The organism is Flavobacteriales bacterium, from assembly GCA_020635855.1.
In the GTDB taxonomy this organism is placed as follows: Bacteria; Bacteroidota; Bacteroidia; order JACJYZ01; family JACJYZ01; genus JACJYZ01.
Genome location: JACJYZ010000002.1, coordinates 824,885 through 844,018 on the forward strand (window position 1 = coordinate 824,885; position 19,134 = coordinate 844,018).

The window sequence follows — 19,134 nt, forward strand, 5'->3', positions numbered from 1 at the left end:
TCCCCGTTTGTTGAATCTTATGTACGCTAGCTATCGACCAGTGAATTTCAGCCGTTTTCTTGCCCCGGTCCTCCTTTTTGTTCTGCGCTTTACGCCTGCTTTCGCCCTGTCAGACTCGCTTCCGGAGGTGACCATGACCGACAGGACCTATACCGATCACATCAAAACCGTTTTGCTGCACATGGAGGGCGACCCGCTCTCGATGCCGTTGCTGGAGCTGCGCGGAGGATACAAGCTCGAATTGCATTTCGACGACATGGACGATGTGTTCCGCGAATACAGGTATACGTTCGTGCATTGCAATGCCGACTGGTCGCCGTCGGACCTGAACCAGGACGAGTACCTTACCGGCTGGCCCGAAAACCGCATCCCCACCTATACCCATTCCTTCAACACCCTGGTGCCGTATACCCATTATCAATTGTCGCTGCCGAACGACGATGTGCAGTTCACCAAGTCGGGCAACTATATTATAAAGGTGTTTGATGCCAATGAGCCGGAGCGGATCCTTATTACCCGGCGGTTCATGATCGTTGATCGTCAGGTGACGGTGGCCCCCGACCTGAAGAAGCCTTCCCGGCTGGATGATATGAACTACAAACAGGAAATCGACTTCAATATCTTCCGGGGTTCATATGAGATCCAGGACCCGTTCGGCGCCTTTAAGGTGGTGCTGATGCAGAACGGCAGGTGGGACAATGCCGTTACCGACATGAAGCCCCTGTTCGTGAAAGACGATGTGCTGATTTATGATGACGACACCAAAAATGTCTTCCCCGGAAACAACGAATACCGCTTCTTTGATACCAAAAGCCTTCGTTACCTGTCGGAACGCATTCACGACATCCGCCGGGATTCAACGGGTACGCACGTGTACCTGTATGCCGATGAGAAGCGTCCGTTCAAGCGCTATGCCAGTCAGCCCGACATCAACGGAAAATTTCTCGTGGCCGTGCAGGAAGGCCGCGACGCCATCACCGATGCCGACTACGTGCACGTGCATTTCGCCCTCCCCATGGCGCACCCGATGCTGGGTGGTGATATGTACGTCTACGGCGCCCTGTCCGACAACCAGTGCGAGCCGGCTTTTAAGATGACGTACAATTCCGACCGCCTCGCGTATATCCTGGATGTGATGCTGAAACAGGGCTATTACAACTATGTATATGCTTTCAAGGCCAAGGGTGATTCCGTACCCGACATCACCGAAGTGGAAGGTATGCATTTCGAAACCGAGAACGACTACATGATCCTTGTCTACGACCGTCCGTTCGGCGACGACTACGACCACCTCATCGGATACATCCAGTTCAATTCGCTCAAAAAATTGTGACCGTAACCTGAACAGTTGAAAAACTGTTTAAAAACTGTGCATAAAGATTTGGGTGAAACGGTTGCCTGGCTTGCAAAGCACCCGTTATAATTCTTATCATTGCAAGCATAGAGTCCGATTACATGATCATCAAAGTAACCAAGGGGATTAAAATCAGTGTCGAGCGGCAGTTTGAGCCGGGGTATTCCAACCCGGAGCAACCCCATTTTGTCTTTTCCTATCGCATTACCATTGTGAACGAGAGCAGGGAGACTGTGCAACTGATGCGCAGGTATTGGGAGATCCTCGATTCCAACGGCGACTATCGTGAAGTGGAAGGCGAGGGCGTGGTGGGCAACCAGCCGATCCTCAAGCCCGGTGAGTCCTATACATATGAGTCGGCATGCAACCTGGTGACCGACTTCGGGGTGATGCGCGGCAAATACCTGATGGTGAATGTTGACGATGGAAATCCCTTTGAAGTGGTCATCCCCGAGTTCCAGTTGGAAGCCCCATTCCGCCTGAATTAGCCCTGTTTCTGTACTTTTTTTTCCAATGCCCATTCAATTTTCGCAGGGGTTGGGTTATTTGGATTATTCTCTCCAGTTTTGCAGCTCTTGTTGTAGTTGTATTAACCTGATTTAAGATTCATAGATATGCCCAAAGCAGTTTACCACGTGCCGAAAGCCGTGAATGAACCCGTTCGCGAGTACCGACCGGGAAGCCCCGAGCGAATTTCCCTGGAGAAGACCCTTGCAGCCATGCGCTCCGTTGAAACGGAAGTGCCGATGGTGATCGGTGGAAAAGAAGTGAAAACGGGAAAGCTGGGTAGGATGGCCCCGCCGCATGACCATGCCCATACACTCGGGCATTTCCATGCAGGCGATGCCAGTCATGTTCAGGCGGCCATAGATGCGGCGCTGCAGGCCCGTGAAAAGTGGGTGAACCTGGCATGGGAGCATCGCGTGTCCATCTTTCTGAAAGCTGCCGACCTGATCGCAGGTCCGTATCGCGACCGTATCAATGCAGCCACCATGCTGGGCCAGTCTAAAAACGTATTCCAGGCGGAGATCGACTCTGCCTGTGAGTTGGCCGACTTCCTCCGTTTCAATGTACAATACCTGACGGAGATCTACGCCGATCAACCCATCTCGTCACCCGGTGTGTGGAACCGACTTGAGTACCGCCCGCTGGAAGGCTTTGTGTTTGCCCTGAGTCCGTTCAATTTCACCGCCATCGCCGGCAACCTGACCACCTCTGCTGCCATGTGCGGCAACGTGGTGGTATGGAAGCCGTCCAACACCCAAATCTATTCAGCCCATGTGATCATGCAGGTGTTCAAGGAAGCCGGGGTACCCGACGGTGTGATCAACCTGGTTCTGGTCGACGGGAAAACCGCCGGAGACGTGATCTTCTCGCATCCCGATTTCGCAGGTTTCCATTTCACCGGTTCCACCGGCGTGTTCCAGCACATCTGGAAGAAAATCGGTGAGAACATCCAAAACTATAAGGCATATCCACGCATCGTAGGGGAAACAGGCGGCAAGGACTTCATCCTCGCCCATCCCTCCGCGCATGCCAAAGAAGTGGCCACGGCCCTGTCGCGCGGCGCTTTCGAGTATCAGGGACAGAAATGTTCCGCTGCCTCACGTGCCTACATTCCCGCCAGCATGTGGGACGCAGTGCGCGAATTCATGAAAGCCGATCTCGGTTCGTTCAAGATGGGCGGTACCGAAGACTTCTCCAACTTCATCAATGCGGTGATCGATGAGAAATCCTTTGACAAGCTCGCGTCCTTTATCGATGGCGCCAAGGCCGACAAGGATGCCGACATTGTGATCGGTGGTGGTTACGATAAATCCAAAGGATACTTCATTCAGCCCACTGTGATCCAGGCCAAAGACCCGAAGTACGTGACCATGTGCGAGGAGCTCTTCGGCCCGGTCCTGACCGTATATGTGTATGAAGATGCGAAGTTCGAGGAGACGCTTGACCTGGTGAACACCACCTCGACCTATGCGCTCACCGGTTCCATCTTTTCGCAGGACCGTTATGTGCTGGAACATGTGACCCGCAAGCTTTCGAACGCGGCGGGCAACTTCTACCTTAACGACAAGTGCACAGGCGCTGTGGTCGGCCAACAACCTTTCGGCGGCGCCAGGGCGTCGGGTACCAACGATAAGGCCGGCTCGAAACTGAACCTGCTTCGCTGGCTGTCACCTCGCACCATCAAAGAAACATTCGTACCTCCTACCGACTACCGTTACCCGTTCCTCGGATAGGGGCTACCAACCGGATGATGTTGAAAAAGGGCAAATGGGACCTCCCCGTTTGCCCTTTCTGCATTGTATCTTTGTATACTATGCGTGAGAAGTGGACACAGCTGAAGGCCGTTATGCAGCGGTGGTCAAAATCGAAATATGTGCGGAACCCCTACCTGGTCACCAGCGCGATATTCCTGCTGTGGATGATGTTCTTCGATCGCCACAACATGATGGCCCAGTGGAAGGAACGCAGCAAACTTTCCCGGTTGAAGGAAGACCAGGAATACTTTATTCGCGAGAACCTGTCAAACAAGGAAAAGATGGAAGAGCTGATGACCGACCCCGAGCACCTGGAGAAGTTCGCTCGCGAGCAGTACCTCATGAAACGAGAGAACGAAGATGTGTTCGTGATCGTGGATGAGAAGTAGGCGTAGTTATTGGTTGTTGGTTATTAGTTGATGGAGGTTGGTGTCACGGACGTGGTGGTTTGAGTCACGGACGTGGACGTCCGCGACAACGTCCGCGACACGTCTGCACTAGCTTCTAATGATGCACATTCGACATTCATAATGGTTGTGGCGTACCTACGGCATGCACGAATCTCTTATCGTAACATGTGCCACCCATGTGTTGCTTCTACGGAGCAAGCCGCTCTTGGTAGTTCCGGCCAACTAAAGACTAAAGACTTACGACTAAAGACTAAGAATCATCACCACTTCCCCGCATAATCCAGACTGATGTCCGTATTCGCGGCCAGGTACTGGTAATGCATGCGGGTGATCTGGCGGATGTGGAGCAGGTCGTGCGCCACCCAGTTGGTAAGGAACAGCCGGGCCGACATGGGTCCGAGTTTGGGATGTTGGTAGGTGTTGTCCCACTGTGGATCTTTGAGGCTTTTCAACCATGCCACGGAGGTTTCCCGTTCATTGAGGAAGCCCGTCACGGTTATATCAAAATCCTGTTCGGCATATTTCCGGGTGATAACCCAGCCTTCCGGGTCGATGGGGGGAAGCGGCTGTGTGGGATCATCCAGGATGCTTTTGACGCGGGCGCGGAAATCTTCGCGTTCTTCATCCAGCAGGTGGCAGACAGCTTCCAGCATGTTCCATTTTCCGCGTTCGGATCGCCAGTTGATTTGATCGCGTGAAACGTTAGCGAAGAGTCCGGCGAAAACCTGCTGATGGCGTTGGAGCGATAGTATGAGTGAACCGGTCATCGCGTTTGCCCGTTTATTTTTCACATTCCAGGGCCACGGCGTTTTCAAACCTGCCGGGGTCTTCTACGTGTGAGAACATGTTGTCCTGGGAGTCGTTGAACTTACAGGGACGTATGTTTTTGAACCCGATGTTTTCGAGTTCTTTTGCCAATGATTTGTGGTCCCACATCCACAGGTGGTGCGAGTTGCCGAACACGGTGGTCAGGATGCCTTTCAGTCCCTGCGGCCTGTCTTCAATGCCCACCAGGGTATTTTTTCCGATGAATTCGATGCTGGCTTCTTCGACATTGTTTTCGAGATCGGAGAGGTATTTTTTTGCGGCGTATTCAAGGTCGGGGACAATACAACGGAACTTTCCTCCTTCTTTCAGGATATCATAGGTGTGTTTCAATGCGGTCCTGAAATCTTTCAGTGACAGGTGTTCCAACTACGTGTGAGCAGTAGACGCCTTCACAGGAATCCACTTCTATCGGCAGTCCTTTGACGATGTCTCCGTAGATGACATTGTCGGGAAAAACCACGTTCAGTTTTTTGCGCAGGATTTGTCCGAGAACCGGTATTTTTTGAATTCTCAGGGTAGGTGAGGCGTCGAAGTTCAGCCATTTTTCAGGAGCGGACAAGCCGCATCCGTACTGAACATAGGCACCGGCATTGTTGGCCACAGTTTGGGTCATGGATGGTAAATGATGCGTAGATACGTTTGATTCAGGCAGGCACATCTGCCGCCATTGATTTCGGGGCGGAAATTAGCTAAATATTCATTTGGGTGAATCGATTTCGTTGCCCAATATTGAATGTTTGTCTAATGTTGCTCCGTGTTCGTTTATCGATCATGGTCATTCGCGGCCTCTGTACCATCGTTCCGGCGCAAACGGATATCCGGAATCACTTCTGAAGAGGAAGGGATGTAAGGTATTGTTTTCCATTACCTCCCCATTCTGTTTTCATACTCCGGTAATTTTTTCTTGTACGCGTCGGCGTTCCATGTCAGTCCCCAGTGGGAGATATAATCCTGCAGCGGACCGAGTCCCACTTCTGCGCGTCGATGATCTACGTTGTCGGGATCGATCAACGGCGATACAAAGGGTTCTCCGGTTTCCGGGTCGATGGTGATCTGACTGCCGTAGATCTGTTTGTTCCCTTTGTCCAGGGCTGAACGATCTTCCAGGAGTGCCAGGTGGTTTGCATTGGCATTTCCTTGTTTCACGGCGTCCCTCATCATAGGTAGGTACTTGTCCCGTGTTTCCGGATCTGCATGCTGGATCACCAGGAACAAGGTCATGTTGCCCTGCTGACCAATCACATTTGGTCCGAGCCAGCCATGTTCGTCCAGAATCTTTCTTACCCGGATCAGGTTGATCGAGTCCATTGTATTGATCGTATCCCAAACTGCTTTCTCCTCGCTGGAATTCAGTCCGTATTTTGCTTCTATGCCATCCAGTTTCAACCGGTGCTGCTGGTCCTCCATGTAGATGGTGTCCAGCATGGCTACCAGCGGTTTGTCGAAGTCTTTTTCCGCTTCCTCTTTGTTGGCTTTCACCAATGAGATCAGCTCGTTCCATCTCGGGTCCTTGTGCAGGTTGTTGAGGTCGGCGTCAACGGTGATGTGGTTGTAATTCTGATATCGTGTGGGTGCATTTGCCAGCCGGAACAAATGATAAAACGCTGTTTCCGAATCTCCGGCTAATGCGTAGGAACATGCAGCATTGTACCTGTCGTTGGGGTAAGCTTTGCCTTCCAGTTGATCAAACGCTTCCTTGTATTTGTTCGCCGATTTTTGGAAATCCCTTGCATGATAAAAAATCGTGGCGTCTTTCACACAGGCGGCATATATGGAGTCCGTCTGCCCGAAACAAAGGTTGCATGTGCAAAGGGCGAGCAGGATCAGTTGTGTGATTTTCTTCATAGTGCAGTTATTTTTCAAATAATGCAGATCATCCGGATAAAGTAACGGGATGCTTACACTTTTAAAAAATACGAAAGGTGACCGCAACGGATCACCCTTCATATAACTTCATGTGGTTTCTAACGATCCCTATACATCAAACCGATCCAGGTTCATGACCTTGTTCCAGGCGGCGACGAAATCCTCTACGAATTTCTTGCCGGCATCGCTGCTGCCATAGACTTCGGCCAATGCCCTCAATTCGGAGTTCGAACCGAAGACCAGGTCGGCGCGGGTGGCGGTCCACTTCACTTTACCTGTCTTCCGATCTTTCCCTTCGTATACGGTTTTGGTGTCGTCGTTGGCTTTCCATTCGGTGTTCATGTCGAGCAGGTTCACGAAGAAGTCGTTGGTGAGCATGCCCGGTCTGTCGGTGAACACGCCATGTTTGGAATGGTCGTAGTTGGTGTCGAGTGCGCGCATGCCTCCGATCAGCACCGTCAGTTCCGGGGCGGTGAGGGTGAGCAGCTGCGCCTTGTCGACCAGGATGTGTTCGGCGCATCTGCCGGCGCCGCCTTTGCTGTAGTTGCGGAATCCGTCGGCCACTGGCTCCAGCACAGCGAATGATTCCACGTCGGTTTGTTCCTGGGTGGCATCCATGCGGCCCGGTGTGAATGGCACCGTGATCGCGTGTCCGGCATCTTTCGCCGCTTTTTCAACAGCAGCGCATCCGCCCAGTACGATCAGGTCGGCCAGGGAAACTTTCTTCTTGCCGGCATGTGCCTTGTTGAACTCTTTTTGGATGCCTTCCAGTGTGTCCAGCACTTTCGACAGTTGTTGCGGATCATTCACCTGCCAATGTTTTTGTGGCGACAGGCGGAGACGTGCACCGTTGGCGCCGCCGCGGTTGTCGGAGCCACGGAAGGTGGAGGCGGAAGCCCATGCGGTGGCCACCAGCTGCGAAACGGTGAGGCCGGAAGCCAGCACTTCGTCTTTCAGTCCTTTGATGTCTTTTTCATCGATGAGCTTGTGATCTACCGCCGGGATGGGATCCTGCCAAATGAAATCTTCCTTGGGCACATCGGCGCCCAGGTAGCGGGTGATGGGGCCCATGTCGCGGTGGGTGAGCTTGAACCAGGCGCGGGCGAACGCATCGGCGAACTGATCGGGATGTTGGAGGAAGCGTTTGGAGATCTTCTCATACGCCGGGTCGAAGCGCAGCGACAGATCTGTGGTAAGCATGGTGGGTACATGCTTTTTGGACGGATCCTGTGCATCGGGCATCACGGCTTCAGCGTTTTTGGCCACCCATTGTTTGGCGCCGGCCGGACTTTGGCTCAGCTCCCATTCGAACCCGAACAGGTTTTCAAAGAAGTAGTTGCTCCATTGGGTGGGTGTTTGTGTCCATGTGACTTCCGGACCTCCGGTGATGGTGTCGTCGCCATGGCCGGATTTGTATTTGCTGATCCAGCCGAAGCCCTGTGCTTCGATGCCGGCGGCTTCAGGTTCCGGACCGAGGAGGGCTGGGTCTCCGGCGCCGTGGGCTTTTCCGAATGTATGTCCGCCTGCTATCAGGGCTACGGTTTCTTCATCGTTCATGGCCATGCGTTTGAACGTTTCGCGGATGTCTTTGGCGGCGGCGATGGGGTCGGGGTTGCCGTTGGGGCCTTCGGGGTTTACGTAGATGAGTCCCATCTGCACGGCGGCGAGCGGGTTGTCGAGGTCGCGTTCGCCGGTATAGCGTTTGTCGTCGAGCCATTTGGTTTCCGCACCCCAGTAGATGGATTCATCTGCTTCCCACACATCTTCGCGGCCACCGCCGAATCCGAGGGTTTTGAAACCCATGGATTCGAGGGCCATGTTACCGGCCAGGATCATGAGGTCGGCCCATGACAGGCTGCGGCCGTACTTCTGTTTGACGGGCCACAGCAGCCGGCGGGCTTTGTCTAGGTTGGTGTTATCGGGCCAGCTGTTCAGCGGGGCGAAGCGCTGGAGGCCTTTGCCTGCGCCGCCGCGACCGTCGCCGATGCGGTAGGTGCCTGCGCTGTGCCATGCCATGCGGATGAAGAAGGGGCCGTAGTGGCCGAAGTCGGCCGGCCACCATTCCTGCGAGTCGGTCATCGCCTGGTGCAGGTCTTTCTTGACGGCTTCCAGGTCGAGCTTTTTGAAAGCCTCGGCATAGTTAAAATCATCACCCATCGGGTTGGAAGCGGGGGCATGCTGGCGAAGGATGTTCAGTTTGAGTTGGTCGGGCCACCAGTCGCGGTTTTTGGTACCTGCCGTGGTGGGTGCGCCTGATGCGCCGGTAACGGGACATTGGGCGGCATGGTTGGTTGTGTTTTCCATGGGGGCAATTGGTTTTGGTTCAAAGCTAATTGTCGATGAAGTGCCATACAGTGACACGTGTCACATAGGCCTGTCATTTCATTTTGCCATGCACGGAGGGAGGGGCAAGATGATGTGTGAAGTTAGGAAATAGAAATTAGAAATGAAGTCTCCCACCTTCGCTAAAGCTACGGCGGGCAAGCATGTTGGCTTTAAATTACGAATGACGAAAGGCGAATGGGGGCATCGATACAGCGACCGGGCACCTGCCAATCAGACGGGATAGGAGAGGAAAGCCCGCATGGCGGAGGCGGGTGTGTGGGACGGACTTGCAACGGATAGCCCGACGGCAGTTGGAACGCGCGATAAACCGGCTTCTTCTGAAAAGTAAGGGCTTCCTGCGGTAGCGTAAATGTTAACACGCGTTTAAAGATCCATCTGCTCCATTTTCAAATCATTTTATGATTGCTTCTTTCAGGTCACGCCGGATATTTTTTCAAAACAATGGCAGCGCAATGCCCTCCGAAACCGAAGCTGTTGCTCAGGGCGTGGTTGATTTCTCCGGTTGACTTTTCTCCCAATGTGAGGTTCATCTCGGGGGATATGTCCGGGTCCACTTCCCTTGTGTTGATGGTGGGTGGAACCTGGTTGTTTTGAACCGACAGGCATGTGGCGATTGCCTCGATGGCACCGGTGCCGCCCAGCAGGTGACCGGTCATGGATTTGGTGGCATTGATGCGGATGTTTTTCAGGTGGGCATGAAAGAGTTTTTCGATGGCTTTCGCTTCCGAAAGGTCACCTACACCGGTTGATGTGGCGTGGGCGTTGATGTGATCGATGTCTTGCGGGTGGATGCCGGCCTCATCGAGCGCGCTTTTCATGGCCAGGAATGCACCCAGTCCTTCGGGGTGGGTTCCGGTCATGTGATAGGCATCCGAAAATTCTCCGCCTCCGGCTATTTCGGCATAGATCTTTGCATTTCTTTTCAGCGCAGAATCCAGGCTTTCCACGATCAGCGCTCCGGCTCCTTCACCGACAACAAATCCGTCGCGGTTGATATCAAAAGGACGTGAAGCCGTCCGGTGATGTTCGTTGTTTGTGCTCATGGCTTTCATGGCGTTGAAGCCGCCGATGGAGGCGGGCGTGATCGGCGCTTCGGAACCGCCGGCGATGATGATATCTGCTTTCCCCATCCGGATATAGTTAAAAGCATGGATGATGCTTTGGGTGGAAGAGGCGCATGCGGTGACCGGGCAATAATTGATGCCGTTCAATCCATATCGGATGGACAGGTGGCCCGACAGTCCGTTGGAAATGATCTTGGTGATAAAAAACGGATTGAACCTGGCATCGGTGTGTCGTGCGTGGTCGGTGATTTCCTGTTCGAAAGTCTCGAAGCCGCCGATCCCGCTGGAGAAAATAACCCCTACCCGTGTTCTGTCTGTTTTTGAAAAATCTATTTCTGCATCCGTCACGGCTTCTTGCGCCGCAACCTGGCCGTACTGACAGAACCGATCCAGTTTTCTCGCATCCTTTTTCTCGAAATGGTTCAGGGGATCGTAGGCTTTGATCTCACATGCAAACCGGGTACCGCAATTGCTGGCATCAAACCGCGTGATTTCTCCTGCACCGGAAGTGCCATCCAGCAAATTTTTCCAATAGGCAGGCACATTGTTCCCGATGGGGGTCATGGCTCCCATACCTGTTATAACCACTCTTTTCATATGTTCCTGTATTTATATACCGTCCGGTATATGTCGGGTTAAAATTTTTTTAAACGGATCTCAACTTTAAAATATCTTCTTCAAGGAGTTCCAGGTTTTTCAGAAGGATATCCGGTTTGTTCAGTGTTTTGGATAGGAGAATGCTTCCTTCGACCATGGCGATCATCTTGTACGCGTATTCGGATGCATCCAACGGTTTGATTTCTCCTTCCTCCATTCCTTGTTGTAAGATGGAAACAATCATGTTCGACCAGTTGTTTATTTTCTTCACCACTTCTTTCCTCAGGAATTCATTCCCGTTATCTGCGTCAACAGCGGTATTCAGGATCGCGCACCCGCCATTTTTGAAAATGGTTTTGTAGACCGTTTTGTAGTGTCCCAGGAACACCAGGAGTTTGTCGCACGCCCGGGTTTCCTTCTCCACGTCTTCCAGGATCTGTTTTGTTTGAAGCTCATAATTGTACCTGAATGCTTCCAGGGCCACTTCATTCTTGTCCTTGAAGTTGCCATAGATGCTTCCTTTGGTTAACCCGGTCGCCTCGGTCATATCTGAAAGGTACGTTCCCACATATCCCTTTTTGTTGAAAATGGGCGCTGTCTTTTCAATGATGTACCGCCTGGTTTTTTCGGATCTGACCATGACGCAAATATACCGTACGGTATATTAAATTCAAAATGAAGCGCACGAAACGGGACCGGCGTATTCGGGGTTTTCACCGGATCCGTTCCAACCTTCCTTTTCTTTTGATGATGTTTTTATAATCCCACTGGATGTCGCGGGCTTTTTTCAGCCAACGTTGCAGGTCGGTTTGGTCTACCTGGTCGGCGGATGTGTAGCGATATTCGGCTGCCTTGAACTTGCCTTCCACCTGGAGTTTTTCTTCTTCAAATGTTTGCCCGCTCCAGAACAGCAACCTGATGCAGCTTTTGAGTTTGCTGTATCCGACCACCGGGTTTCCGTCCAGAAACCATACAGGATGGGCATGCCAGATCTTGTTTTCCGCTTCGGTGAGTTCTTTGTTGATGGCGGTTGCCAGCAGGTCGCAGATGGCTTTTTCGGCGGGCGTTTGCTGGTCGTTGTATGATTGGATGTCGGGGTTCATGGGATGATATGGATGGGTGGTTCAATAAAAATACAAATGCATCGGCACGGATTGCAAATCCGCGCCAGCCGCTTCCTTGTCTTCCGGATGTGTTTTATGATAGGAAGGATGAATGTGTGACGGATGTTCTTGAACCACATAGGCACATAGGTCACAGTAGAAATTCACATAGCCTATGTGTTCTATGTGTCTATGTGGTTTGATAAACTACTGAATTCATGGGCACGGATGACAAATCCGCGCCAGCGGCCCATCATTCATTTTGGCGCGACTTTCACAACACATACGGCACCAACGCCTTCGTTTGACTTTTGTATGCAACGTACGCTTCACCGAAGGTTTCTTCCAATACTTTTTCTTCTTTCTTCAGCTTCATCCAGAAAGACACAAAAACGATCAGCACGGCCAGGATGCCGCGGTAGTCGCCCACGATCAGTGTATTCCCGATGAAGAGCAACAGCAGTCCGGTATAGATCGGATGCCGCACAACACTGTACATGCCGCTGCGGATCAGTTCATGGCCTTCCTTTTGCTGCACCGACACGCTCCAGTTTTTACCCAGCAGGTAACGGGAATGGCATGCGATGGCTGCACCCGCCAGGCATAGGACCAGTCCGGTGATGCCCACCGCATTGTTGTGCGGCACGAAGTTCTCCCGAAACCAGGTATGCCCGAACCATTCTCCTTTGCCCAGCAACCAGAAGGCCACCAGCAGCGGCAACCAGTATTGTATGAATCGTTTGAAAAGTGATTCCCGGCTTTTGGCTTTTTTTACGCGAAACCCGGAGATGAGCCAGTAGGCCCATACCACCATCCAGGTAAGCTGCAGGGCGGTTTTGATGTGTGGGTTCATGGGCTGTGTTGGGTTTTGAACCACATAGGTACATAGAACACATAGGCTATGTGAATACTTTTGTGCCCTATGTGTCTATGTGGTTCAATGCTGATACGAATGAAAAGGCATGACTTCCGTTCTCACTTTTTTGCAAGCGGATCACCATATCTCCGGCACTCGGCTTTTGAAAGGGAATGGATGTGCAACCACTTGAAGACAAAACATGACCGGGTGGCAACCATGTAAAAGGGCAGGAGCGAAACTAGGGCCACGAGGATGCCAAGCACGTTTCCGTGAAGTCCGTTCATGGGCCAAAGTCCGAGCCAGACCAGGAGAACACCCAGCAGGAACCGCAACAGGCGATCGATCATTCCAACGTTTTTTGTCATTGCAAACGGTTGATTTTTCCGGGAAGTTAAGGGTTTTGGGAAAATGGGAGGAAGGTGTTTTGAACCACATAGTACACATAGCCTATGTGAAATCCTATTGTGCCCTATGTGTCTATGTGGTTCAAAGAATAGGAATGAATCAGCAAGATTAACACAGCTATAGGCGAACCCCCTCATCAACCCAAAAAATCCTCCATCATCTCCACCGCAAAATCCGTTTCTTTCGTATCCGCTGTCAGTGTGGTGATCTCGCCGATGCAGGCGCCATGACCGCCCGGGATCACCACCGCCTTTGCATTGGGAATGATCCGTTCCATTTCCTGTGCATGTTCGGGCGTCACCACATCGTTGTCGCCCGCGAGGATGAGGGTGGGCGCCTGGATGGATTGCAACAGTGCGTCCGGAATGTCTTTGAAGTTCACCATGCGTTTGGCGTCCCGGTCGTGCATCACCTGCAGGCTGTTGGGGTCGGGTGCCACTTCCAGGTAAGCGTCCTGCAGGGGCTGCGGCATGTTTTCCAGTTTGGCTTGCGGCATGAAGTCCCAGAACCAGGCATGTGCACCATGTCGTTTGCAGAGGGGGGATATGGCGATGATGCGGTTGACTACTTCAGGGTGACGGATGCCTGTTTGCAGCGCCGTGGTGCCACCGTTGCTGAAACCGAGGATGTCGGCTTTGGGTATGTTCAGGTGTTGCAGCAATGCGGCGATGTCGTCGGCATCCTGTTCGAAGGTGAGGTCTGCATCCCTGTCGCCGGTGCGGCCGTGTGCCTGCATCTCAACAGCGATCACTTTTCTATGTTTCGCAAACAGCGGGATCACCCGTCCGAAACTGGTTTGGATGGTGGAGCCGCCACCGTGGATGAGCACGAGGGGATTTCCTGCTCCGTGGATCTCATAATACATGTTGAGGCCGTGGATGGGGGCGTAGTGGGTGGTCATGCCGATAGATGGTTGATGCATGTTTCGCGTATCTGCCAGATGCGTTCAAAGGTAAGGGGAATGCGGTCGTCTGCTATCCATTTCCGGATGAACGTTTGGTGAAAATCAACCTTGAACGTGTCGACATCCCCCGGTGTTATTTCCCTTTCTTCCATGATATCGGTTTCGAGGTTTTTGATGTCGGATGCGGGGGTGGTGATGTCCATGCGTTCACCGGCGACTTTCAGGTAGCAATGTGCTTCGGGGATGAAATCGACCGGGAAACCGTCCAACGCGGTTCCGATCCCGGGCGTGTTCAACCGGTTCATTTTGTAGATGCCGAGGATCAGCTTCACATCCGGTATGTGGTTCAGGTCGGCCATCTGTTTCAGCAGGGCATGCTTGGAACTGCATGTGCCTTTCATTTCCGATAGCACCAGGCTGAGATCCGACCGGTTGTTGTTTCGTCCGTAGGGCAGGGTTTTTACGAATGTGGTAAGCTCGTTCCAGGTAGAGATGCCTTTTTGCTTCGCCAGTTCGGTGAGCGGGTCCGTGGAGGTAAGCGGGTGGTTCATTTACGTCTTCTGCGTCTGATGGAAGCGGTGACACCGATGATGATGGCGATGGTGGCGATGAGGTAGTAGATCATGGTGGGTAGGTGTGGGTGGGGAAAGGTACGGATTGTTAATGTGTGTGAACCAAGACAGCCTTATATTTCATCTGTTGGGCGGGGCGTTGACCTTTTCCAGAACTGCCACCACCTTTTCTTTCTAATGATAGTAAGTTCGCCCAGGATGGTTGTCTTCATGGGGATAACCAAAAATTCTTTTGTCAGGGGTAGGTCTTCTTTTCTTATTGCTATTTCTGCGTCTTCATACCCAACATATCGGATGATCAGAAGGGATATGTTCGTCAACAAACCATCCGGAATAACCAACTTAAATTCACCATTGATGTCAGTAGCGACCCCTGTTTCTGTATTCTGTATTTGAACGGTGGCAAAGACTATGGGTTCTTTGGTCTCCGCATCCAATACCTTTCCTTGGATAACATTTTTCAAGCTGTCCACCACCTGTTCATTGTTCGCAACGGATGGAGGCTTCACCATTTCCGCATTCACATCAATGAACACATTCGTTTGGGCGATGATTGGTTTTGTTGCCAATGCCTTGCTACCGGTGCCGATCAGTAAGAGTCCGGCCAGGATGTTCGGGAACCGGGAGCGGTGGGTGTTACGGGGTGTTATGATCGGACGGTTCAGCTGATGGGTGTTCAGGCGGCCGCACAATCCGCCGGATGCGTTCTGGATGATGTTCAGGATTTCCGCGTCGGTGAGCCCGGTGAAATCCACCACCGTTTTGGCGCAATGCGAGCAATGTCTTCCGAGGTCATTCTTCGTCATGGAAGTCCAATCCTCTGTGCAGGGAGTAGGCACATTCAACTTGTATTCCTGTCGCATCTTGTGTGGTTCTATTATTTACAAGATACAACGTGAAATAAAACAAAAGAGACGCGATGTCCGAACGGTGGGTGTGGTTGTGTGAGTGGTAGGGGATAGAGGGTGAGGAGGAGGTAGGAATCGTAAATTCCGTTGACATTGAGGTGGAATTATAGTGCATTTTTTATTTGCAAAGCAATCAATTCGAGATATTCTTTTCTTTTCATGAATTTCCAAGCCCAATTTAAAAATTTCTGTTGCCCAGGTTTGATGAATTTATATCGATTTCGGATTTCTGGTTCCAAGTCTTCAAGCGAAATTTCTTTTTCTTTGATTTGAATCAAAAACCAAGGATTCTCACCGGATAGATACCACATCAACGTCAGCCTTATATCATTCTTTTTATATGTCAATGTGGATTCGGTTCCAAATACTGCAAATGATTTTTCGAACCCGTCTTTTTCAAGAAATGTAAAAACTCTCTCGCAATCTTTTCTAATCTGACTTTTAAAGATATCAGTTATGAAGTTCATTTCTGGTTGGCGGGTTAATTATTGGGCTTGATAATTTAATGAATGGTGCTGATGTAGTTACGTCCTCGGATTCTCTGGAATCTATGTTCTCTCGGTGTGTTTCGTGGGCAAATGAAAAAAGTGGTGTCCTGTTCGGTTACAATGTATATGATCGGCGTTCCTATTGTGGCGGGTTGCAACAAAGTGGCCATGCCTGGTTGCAGGTTGAATGTATATCGATGCGCCATTGCATCCTTGGTGATAGGGGTTGATGTAGTTGCCCGGACGTAGGTTTTTAAATTGAGTTTTTCCGATGAAGGAAACAGCCGGATAGAGTCTTCCGAGGGAGGATTGTAGGGGTCTGTGAAAACCTCAATGACTTTTTCCTGGGATGATTCATTTGAAACATAAAGCAACATGGCAGGGTCACAGCCGGTTGCTGTCAGCAAGAGCAGAAGATAAAGGAAGGTTTTGGTGTGAGACATGGAATCGGTATTGTCGGCGTATGCTGCCTTTCGTCCGGTTTATGCTTACCTATTCTTTAGTGATTTCTTTAATTCATTGATCAAAAAATCCGCTATTTCCCATTGCTCTTTTGTCATGATTTGCCTGTCCGATTTTAGAACCCGTTCAAAGGCAAACATAAACTCGTACCAGCCGTCTGTTAGGCCGTTATTGTGTTTCTGTGCGTCTCTCAGCTTAGAGCTGATTTCTGTTTTGCCATCCGAATTTAAGAGGTCAATTAATTCATCAAATATTTTCCAATAGTCTTGCCAGTCTATTAAAATATACTTTTTCATTTTAACGAGATTTTCTGCTTGTGGTATGATAGGTGTGTTTACGAACCATGCTTGCGCGGATTTGTAATCCGTGCCTCACTCACCCCTCCCTCTTGCATACCTCCGGCATGCCGGTAATCATTTGTCAAACCGTTTTCTATAAACCTATTACTCCTCCGGAGTAAGCCGCTACACATCTGACGGCCGCCAACTTGCGACTTGCAACTTCATGTGGCGTACCTATGGCACGCTTTCATCTCCCATCCAACCTTATGCCACCCATGTGTTGCTCCTATGGAGCAAATTGCCAAACATCCCTGGCCGCCAACTTGCTTGCCCGCCCGTAGCTTTAACGAAGGAGGGAGACTCGCCACTCGCCACTCCCCCAATTCCTAATTCCTAATCCCTAATTATTAATTATCCCCTAAACTCTCCGAAAACATTTCGCATCACGTCCGAAATCTCCCCCAGCGTGGCATAGGCTTCCACAGCACGCAGAATATGTGGCATCACGTTCTCGTCGGATTTGGCGGCAGCTTCCAGTTGCTGCAAGCATTGGATAACGGCTGCATTGTCGCGGGATGCTTTCACCTCGTGGAGCTTGCGCACCTGGTCGTCGCGGACTTTGTCATCCACCTGGAACAGGTCCACCTCGTTTTGCTCGCCGCCGGTGTAGGCATTCACGCCCACGATGATCTTTTCTTTCTGCTCGATGTCGCGCTGGTACCTGTAGGCTGAGTCGGAGATTTCACGTTGGATGAAGCCTTCTTCGATGGCCTGTACGGCGCCGCCCATCTGGTCGATGCGGGTGATGTACTCCATGACTTTCTGCTCGAGTTCTTCGGTGAGGGCTTCCACGAAGTAGGAGCCGGCGAGGGGGTCTACGGTGTCGGCCACGCCGCTTTCGTTGGCGATGATCTGCTGGGTACGCAGGGCGATGGTGGCTGCCTCTTCTGTGGGAAGGGCCAGCGCCTCGTCGAAGCCGTTGGTGTGGAGCGACTGGGTGCCGCCGAGCACGGCGGACAAGGCCTGCAGTCCCACGCGCACAATGTTGTTATGCGGTTGCTGGGCGGTGAGGGTGCTGCCGCCGGTTTGGGTGTGGAAGCGCAGCATCTGTGCCTTCGGGTCGGTGGCGCCGAGTTCTTTGGTGATGCGGGCCCAGATACGTCGGGCGGCGCGGAACTTGGCCACTTCTTCGAACAGGTTGTTGTGGGCGTTGAAGAAGAAAGAGATGCGTCGTGCGAACACGTTGATGTCGAGGCCGCGGTCCTGGGCGGCTTTCACGTAAGCTTTGCCGTTGGCGAGGGTGAAGGCGAGCTCCTGCACGGCCGTTGCGCCGGCTTCGCGGATGTGGTATCCGGAAACGGAGATGGTGTTCCACTTGGGTAGTTCGCGGCTGCAGTAGTCGAAGATGTCGGTGATGATGCGCATCGACGGCTTGGGCGGGTAGATGTAGGTGCCGCGGGCAGCGTACTCCTTCAGCAGGTCGTTCTGGATGGTGCCGGAGATCTTGCTGAGGTCGGCGCCTTGTTTTTTCGCCAGTGCGATGTACATGGCCAGCAGGGTGGAGGCGGTGGAGTTGATGGTCATGGAGGTGGACACCTGCTCGAGTGAGATGCCGTCGAACAGGATCTCGATGTCGCGGAGGGTGTCGATGGCCACGCCTGATTTGCCCACTTCGCCTTCGGAGAGTTCGTGGTCGGAGTCGTAGCCGATCTGCGTGGGCAGGTCAAAGGCCACGGAGAGTCCGGTGGTGCCGTTGTTCAGCAGGTAGTGGTAGCGCTTGTTGGATTCTTCGGCGGTGGAGAACCCGGCGTACTGGCGCATGGTCCAGAAGCGGGTGCGGTACATGCTGTCCTGCACGCCGCGGGTGTAGGGGAACTGACCGGGCTGCTCGCCGTCGGTCGGACCGTACACACGTTTGATTTCAATGCCGGATTCGGTACAGAATGCGGACTTCCGTTCTTTCAGGTGATCTGTTTTGCTCATGTTTGCTTGACATCTACTACACGGCTAATGTAAGACAAATGTGGGGATGTGTAATTGGTCAATAGTCAGTGGTCAATGGCCTGCCCGTCCGTAACGGAGTGAAGGCGGGTCAATAGGGCCGGATGTCATTGGCGCGACCGGAGGGAGCCAGTCATGAGTCGCAAGTTTCAAGTCGCGAGTCTCAAGTTGGCAGTAATGGACATTAGGACAGCCTGCTCCATAGGAGGAATACATGGGTGGCAACCAGAAGATGATTTGAAAATGTGGGAATGTGGTCATTTGAAAATGAACATCACGCAACCGAAGGGAGGCTCGCGCCTTTTCAATGGCATCCGGCATACGTTGGCCGGGCGCCCATTCGTAATTCGTCATTTGTCATTATCCCGGGGCACACGAATCCCCGCCCCAGTTCAAGTTAGGATGTTTATCAATATCAAAGGAGA

19 protein-coding genes and 1 pseudogene are annotated in these 19,134 nt (G+C 52.0%); 4 read left to right on the plus strand and 16 right to left on the minus strand.

The features are described from left to right. The first annotated feature begins 19 nt into the window (after positions 1 to 19). From H6585_03420 to H6585_03435, 4 genes are all read left to right on the plus strand, one after another. Positions 20 to 1,333 (plus strand): DUF5103 domain-containing protein, encoded by a 1,314-nt coding sequence (locus tag H6585_03420; GenBank protein ID MCB9447378.1) that lies wholly within the window; start codon positions 20 to 22, stop codon positions 1,331 to 1,333. Between the two features lie 122 nt (positions 1,334 to 1,455). Continuing rightward, positions 1,456 to 1,842 (plus strand): Co2+/Mg2+ efflux protein ApaG, encoded by a 387-nt coding sequence (gene apaG, locus H6585_03425; GenBank protein MCB9447379.1) that lies wholly within the window; start codon positions 1,456 to 1,458, stop codon positions 1,840 to 1,842. 126 nt (positions 1,843 to 1,968) lie between these two features. Beyond that, on the plus strand, positions 1,969 to 3,594 hold the full coding sequence (gene pruA, locus H6585_03430; GenBank protein MCB9447380.1) for an L-glutamate gamma-semialdehyde dehydrogenase: 1,626 nt from the start codon (positions 1,969 to 1,971) through the stop codon (positions 3,592 to 3,594). A 113-nt stretch (positions 3,595 to 3,707) separates the two neighbouring features. After that, entirely contained in the window at positions 3,708 to 4,004 is a 297-nt protein-coding gene (locus tag H6585_03435) for a septum formation initiator family protein (protein MCB9447381.1), read from the plus strand. Positions 4,005 to 4,285: 281 nt separating this feature from the next. Here the strand turns inward: H6585_03435 and H6585_03440 are convergent, their stop codons facing one another. The 16 genes and pseudogenes from H6585_03440 to H6585_03515 all read right to left on the minus strand — a co-directional run bounded on the left by H6585_03440 (position 4,286) and on the right by H6585_03515 (position 18,691). Beyond that, positions 4,286 to 4,816 (minus strand): DinB family protein, encoded by a 531-nt coding sequence (locus tag H6585_03440; GenBank protein MCB9447382.1) that lies wholly within the window; start codon positions 4,814 to 4,816, stop codon positions 4,286 to 4,288. Continuing rightward, a pseudogene (locus tag H6585_03445) lies at positions 4,806 to 5,466 on the minus strand (methyltransferase domain-containing protein). The gene H6585_03440 and the pseudogene H6585_03445 overlap by 11 nt, the downstream one beginning before the upstream one ends. A gap of 251 nt (positions 5,467 to 5,717) precedes the next feature. Beyond that, on the minus strand, positions 5,718 to 6,698 hold the full coding sequence (locus H6585_03450; protein MCB9447383.1) for a hypothetical protein: 981 nt from the start codon (positions 6,696 to 6,698) through the stop codon (positions 5,718 to 5,720). 129 nt (positions 6,699 to 6,827) lie between these two features. After that, complete coding sequence (gene katG, locus H6585_03455; GenBank protein ID MCB9447384.1) at positions 6,828 to 9,023, minus strand: catalase/peroxidase HPI; 2,196 nt, start codon at positions 9,021 to 9,023, stop codon at positions 6,828 to 6,830. A 458-nt stretch (positions 9,024 to 9,481) separates the two neighbouring features. Continuing rightward, positions 9,482 to 10,726: a beta-ketoacyl-ACP synthase II gene (fabF, locus tag H6585_03460; protein MCB9447385.1), complete on the minus strand. Its 1,245-nt coding sequence runs from the start codon at positions 10,724 to 10,726 to the stop codon at positions 9,482 to 9,484. 49 nt (positions 10,727 to 10,775) lie between these two features. Then, positions 10,776 to 11,366 (minus strand): TetR/AcrR family transcriptional regulator, encoded by a 591-nt coding sequence (locus H6585_03465; GenBank protein ID MCB9447386.1) that lies wholly within the window; start codon positions 11,364 to 11,366, stop codon positions 10,776 to 10,778. A gap of 73 nt (positions 11,367 to 11,439) precedes the next feature. Beyond that, positions 11,440 to 11,829, minus strand: a complete 390-nt coding sequence (locus tag H6585_03470) for a DUF1801 domain-containing protein (protein MCB9447387.1) — start codon at positions 11,827 to 11,829, stop codon at positions 11,440 to 11,442. Positions 11,830 to 12,103: 274 nt separating this feature from the next. Next, the gene (locus H6585_03475) at positions 12,104 to 12,682 is read right to left on the minus strand and encodes an isoprenylcysteine carboxylmethyltransferase family protein (protein MCB9447388.1); all 579 of its coding nucleotides are present in this window, start codon (positions 12,680 to 12,682) and stop codon (positions 12,104 to 12,106) included. A gap of 122 nt (positions 12,683 to 12,804) precedes the next feature. Next, positions 12,805 to 13,053 carry a DUF2892 domain-containing protein gene (locus tag H6585_03480; GenBank protein MCB9447389.1) on the minus strand — a complete coding sequence of 83 codons (249 nt, stop codon included), beginning with the start codon at positions 13,051 to 13,053 and terminating at the stop codon, positions 12,805 to 12,807. 176 nt (positions 13,054 to 13,229) lie between these two features. Continuing rightward, the gene (locus tag H6585_03485) at positions 13,230 to 14,015 is read right to left on the minus strand and encodes an alpha/beta hydrolase (GenBank protein ID MCB9447390.1); all 786 of its coding nucleotides are present in this window, start codon (positions 14,013 to 14,015) and stop codon (positions 13,230 to 13,232) included. Next, a complete protein-coding gene (locus H6585_03490) occupies positions 13,991 to 14,491 on the minus strand; it encodes a hypothetical protein (GenBank protein MCB9447391.1) in 501 nt (166 codons plus the stop codon). The genes H6585_03485 and H6585_03490 overlap by 25 nt, the downstream gene beginning before the upstream one ends. Positions 14,492 to 14,682: 191 nt before the next feature. Next, on the minus strand, positions 14,683 to 15,432 hold the full coding sequence (locus tag H6585_03495) for a carboxypeptidase-like regulatory domain-containing protein (GenBank protein MCB9447392.1): 750 nt from the start codon (positions 15,430 to 15,432) through the stop codon (positions 14,683 to 14,685). A 149-nt stretch (positions 15,433 to 15,581) separates the two neighbouring features. Further along, the gene (locus tag H6585_03500; GenBank protein ID MCB9447393.1) at positions 15,582 to 15,944 is read right to left on the minus strand and encodes a hypothetical protein; all 363 of its coding nucleotides are present in this window, start codon (positions 15,942 to 15,944) and stop codon (positions 15,582 to 15,584) included. A 35-nt stretch (positions 15,945 to 15,979) separates the two neighbouring features. Then, complete coding sequence (locus tag H6585_03505; GenBank protein MCB9447394.1) at positions 15,980 to 16,408, minus strand: hypothetical protein; 429 nt, start codon at positions 16,406 to 16,408, stop codon at positions 15,980 to 15,982. Between the two features lie 45 nt (positions 16,409 to 16,453). Beyond that, complete coding sequence (locus H6585_03510) at positions 16,454 to 16,723, minus strand: hypothetical protein (GenBank protein ID MCB9447395.1); 270 nt, start codon at positions 16,721 to 16,723, stop codon at positions 16,454 to 16,456. A 396-nt stretch (positions 16,724 to 17,119) separates the two neighbouring features. Further along, positions 17,120 to 18,691 carry a methylmalonyl-CoA mutase family protein gene (locus H6585_03515; GenBank protein ID MCB9447396.1) on the minus strand — a complete coding sequence of 524 codons (1,572 nt, stop codon included), beginning with the start codon at positions 18,689 to 18,691 and terminating at the stop codon, positions 17,120 to 17,122. Positions 18,692 to 19,134: the final 443 nt, after the last annotated feature.

Bases quoted from the DNA above. Each gene is read 5' to 3' on its own strand.
- H6585_03500 (MCB9447393.1), bottom strand. From the start codon at position 15,944: ATGAACTTCATAACTGATATCTTTAAAAGTCAGATTAGAAAAGATTGC.
- apaG (MCB9447379.1), top strand. From the start codon at position 1,456: ATGATCATCAAAGTAACCAAGGGGATTAAAATCAGTGTCGAGCGGCAG.
- H6585_03420 (MCB9447378.1), top strand. From the start codon at position 20: ATGTACGCTAGCTATCGACCAGTGAATTTCAGCCGTTTTCTTGCCCCG.
- H6585_03465 (MCB9447386.1), bottom strand. From the start codon at position 11,366: ATGGTCAGATCCGAAAAAACCAGGCGGTACATCATTGAAAAGACAGCG.
- H6585_03515 (MCB9447396.1), bottom strand. From the start codon at position 18,691: ATGAGCAAAACAGATCACCTGAAAGAACGGAAGTCCGCATTCTGTACC.
- H6585_03505 (MCB9447394.1), bottom strand. From the start codon at position 16,408: ATGTCTCACACCAAAACCTTCCTTTATCTTCTGCTCTTGCTGACAGCA.
- pruA (MCB9447380.1), top strand. From the start codon at position 1,969: ATGCCCAAAGCAGTTTACCACGTGCCGAAAGCCGTGAATGAACCCGTT.
- katG (MCB9447384.1), bottom strand. From the start codon at position 9,023: ATGGAAAACACAACCAACCATGCCGCCCAATGTCCCGTTACCGGCGCA.
- H6585_03480 (MCB9447389.1), bottom strand. From the start codon at position 13,053: ATGACAAAAAACGTTGGAATGATCGATCGCCTGTTGCGGTTCCTGCTG.
- H6585_03450 (MCB9447383.1), bottom strand. From the start codon at position 6,698: ATGAAGAAAATCACACAACTGATCCTGCTCGCCCTTTGCACATGCAAC.
- H6585_03470 (MCB9447387.1), bottom strand. From the start codon at position 11,829: ATGAACCCCGACATCCAATCATACAACGACCAGCAAACGCCCGCCGAA.
- fabF (MCB9447385.1), bottom strand. From the start codon at position 10,726: ATGAAAAGAGTGGTTATAACAGGTATGGGAGCCATGACCCCCATCGGG.
- H6585_03475 (MCB9447388.1), bottom strand. From the start codon at position 12,682: ATGAACCCACACATCAAAACCGCCCTGCAGCTTACCTGGATGGTGGTA.
- H6585_03485 (MCB9447390.1), bottom strand. From the start codon at position 14,015: ATGCATCAACCATCTATCGGCATGACCACCCACTACGCCCCCATCCAC.
- H6585_03510 (MCB9447395.1), bottom strand. From the start codon at position 16,723: ATGAAAAAGTATATTTTAATAGACTGGCAAGACTATTGGAAAATATTT.
- H6585_03435 (MCB9447381.1), top strand. From the start codon at position 3,708: ATGCAGCGGTGGTCAAAATCGAAATATGTGCGGAACCCCTACCTGGTC.
- H6585_03495 (MCB9447392.1), bottom strand. From the start codon at position 15,432: ATGCGACAGGAATACAAGTTGAATGTGCCTACTCCCTGCACAGAGGAT.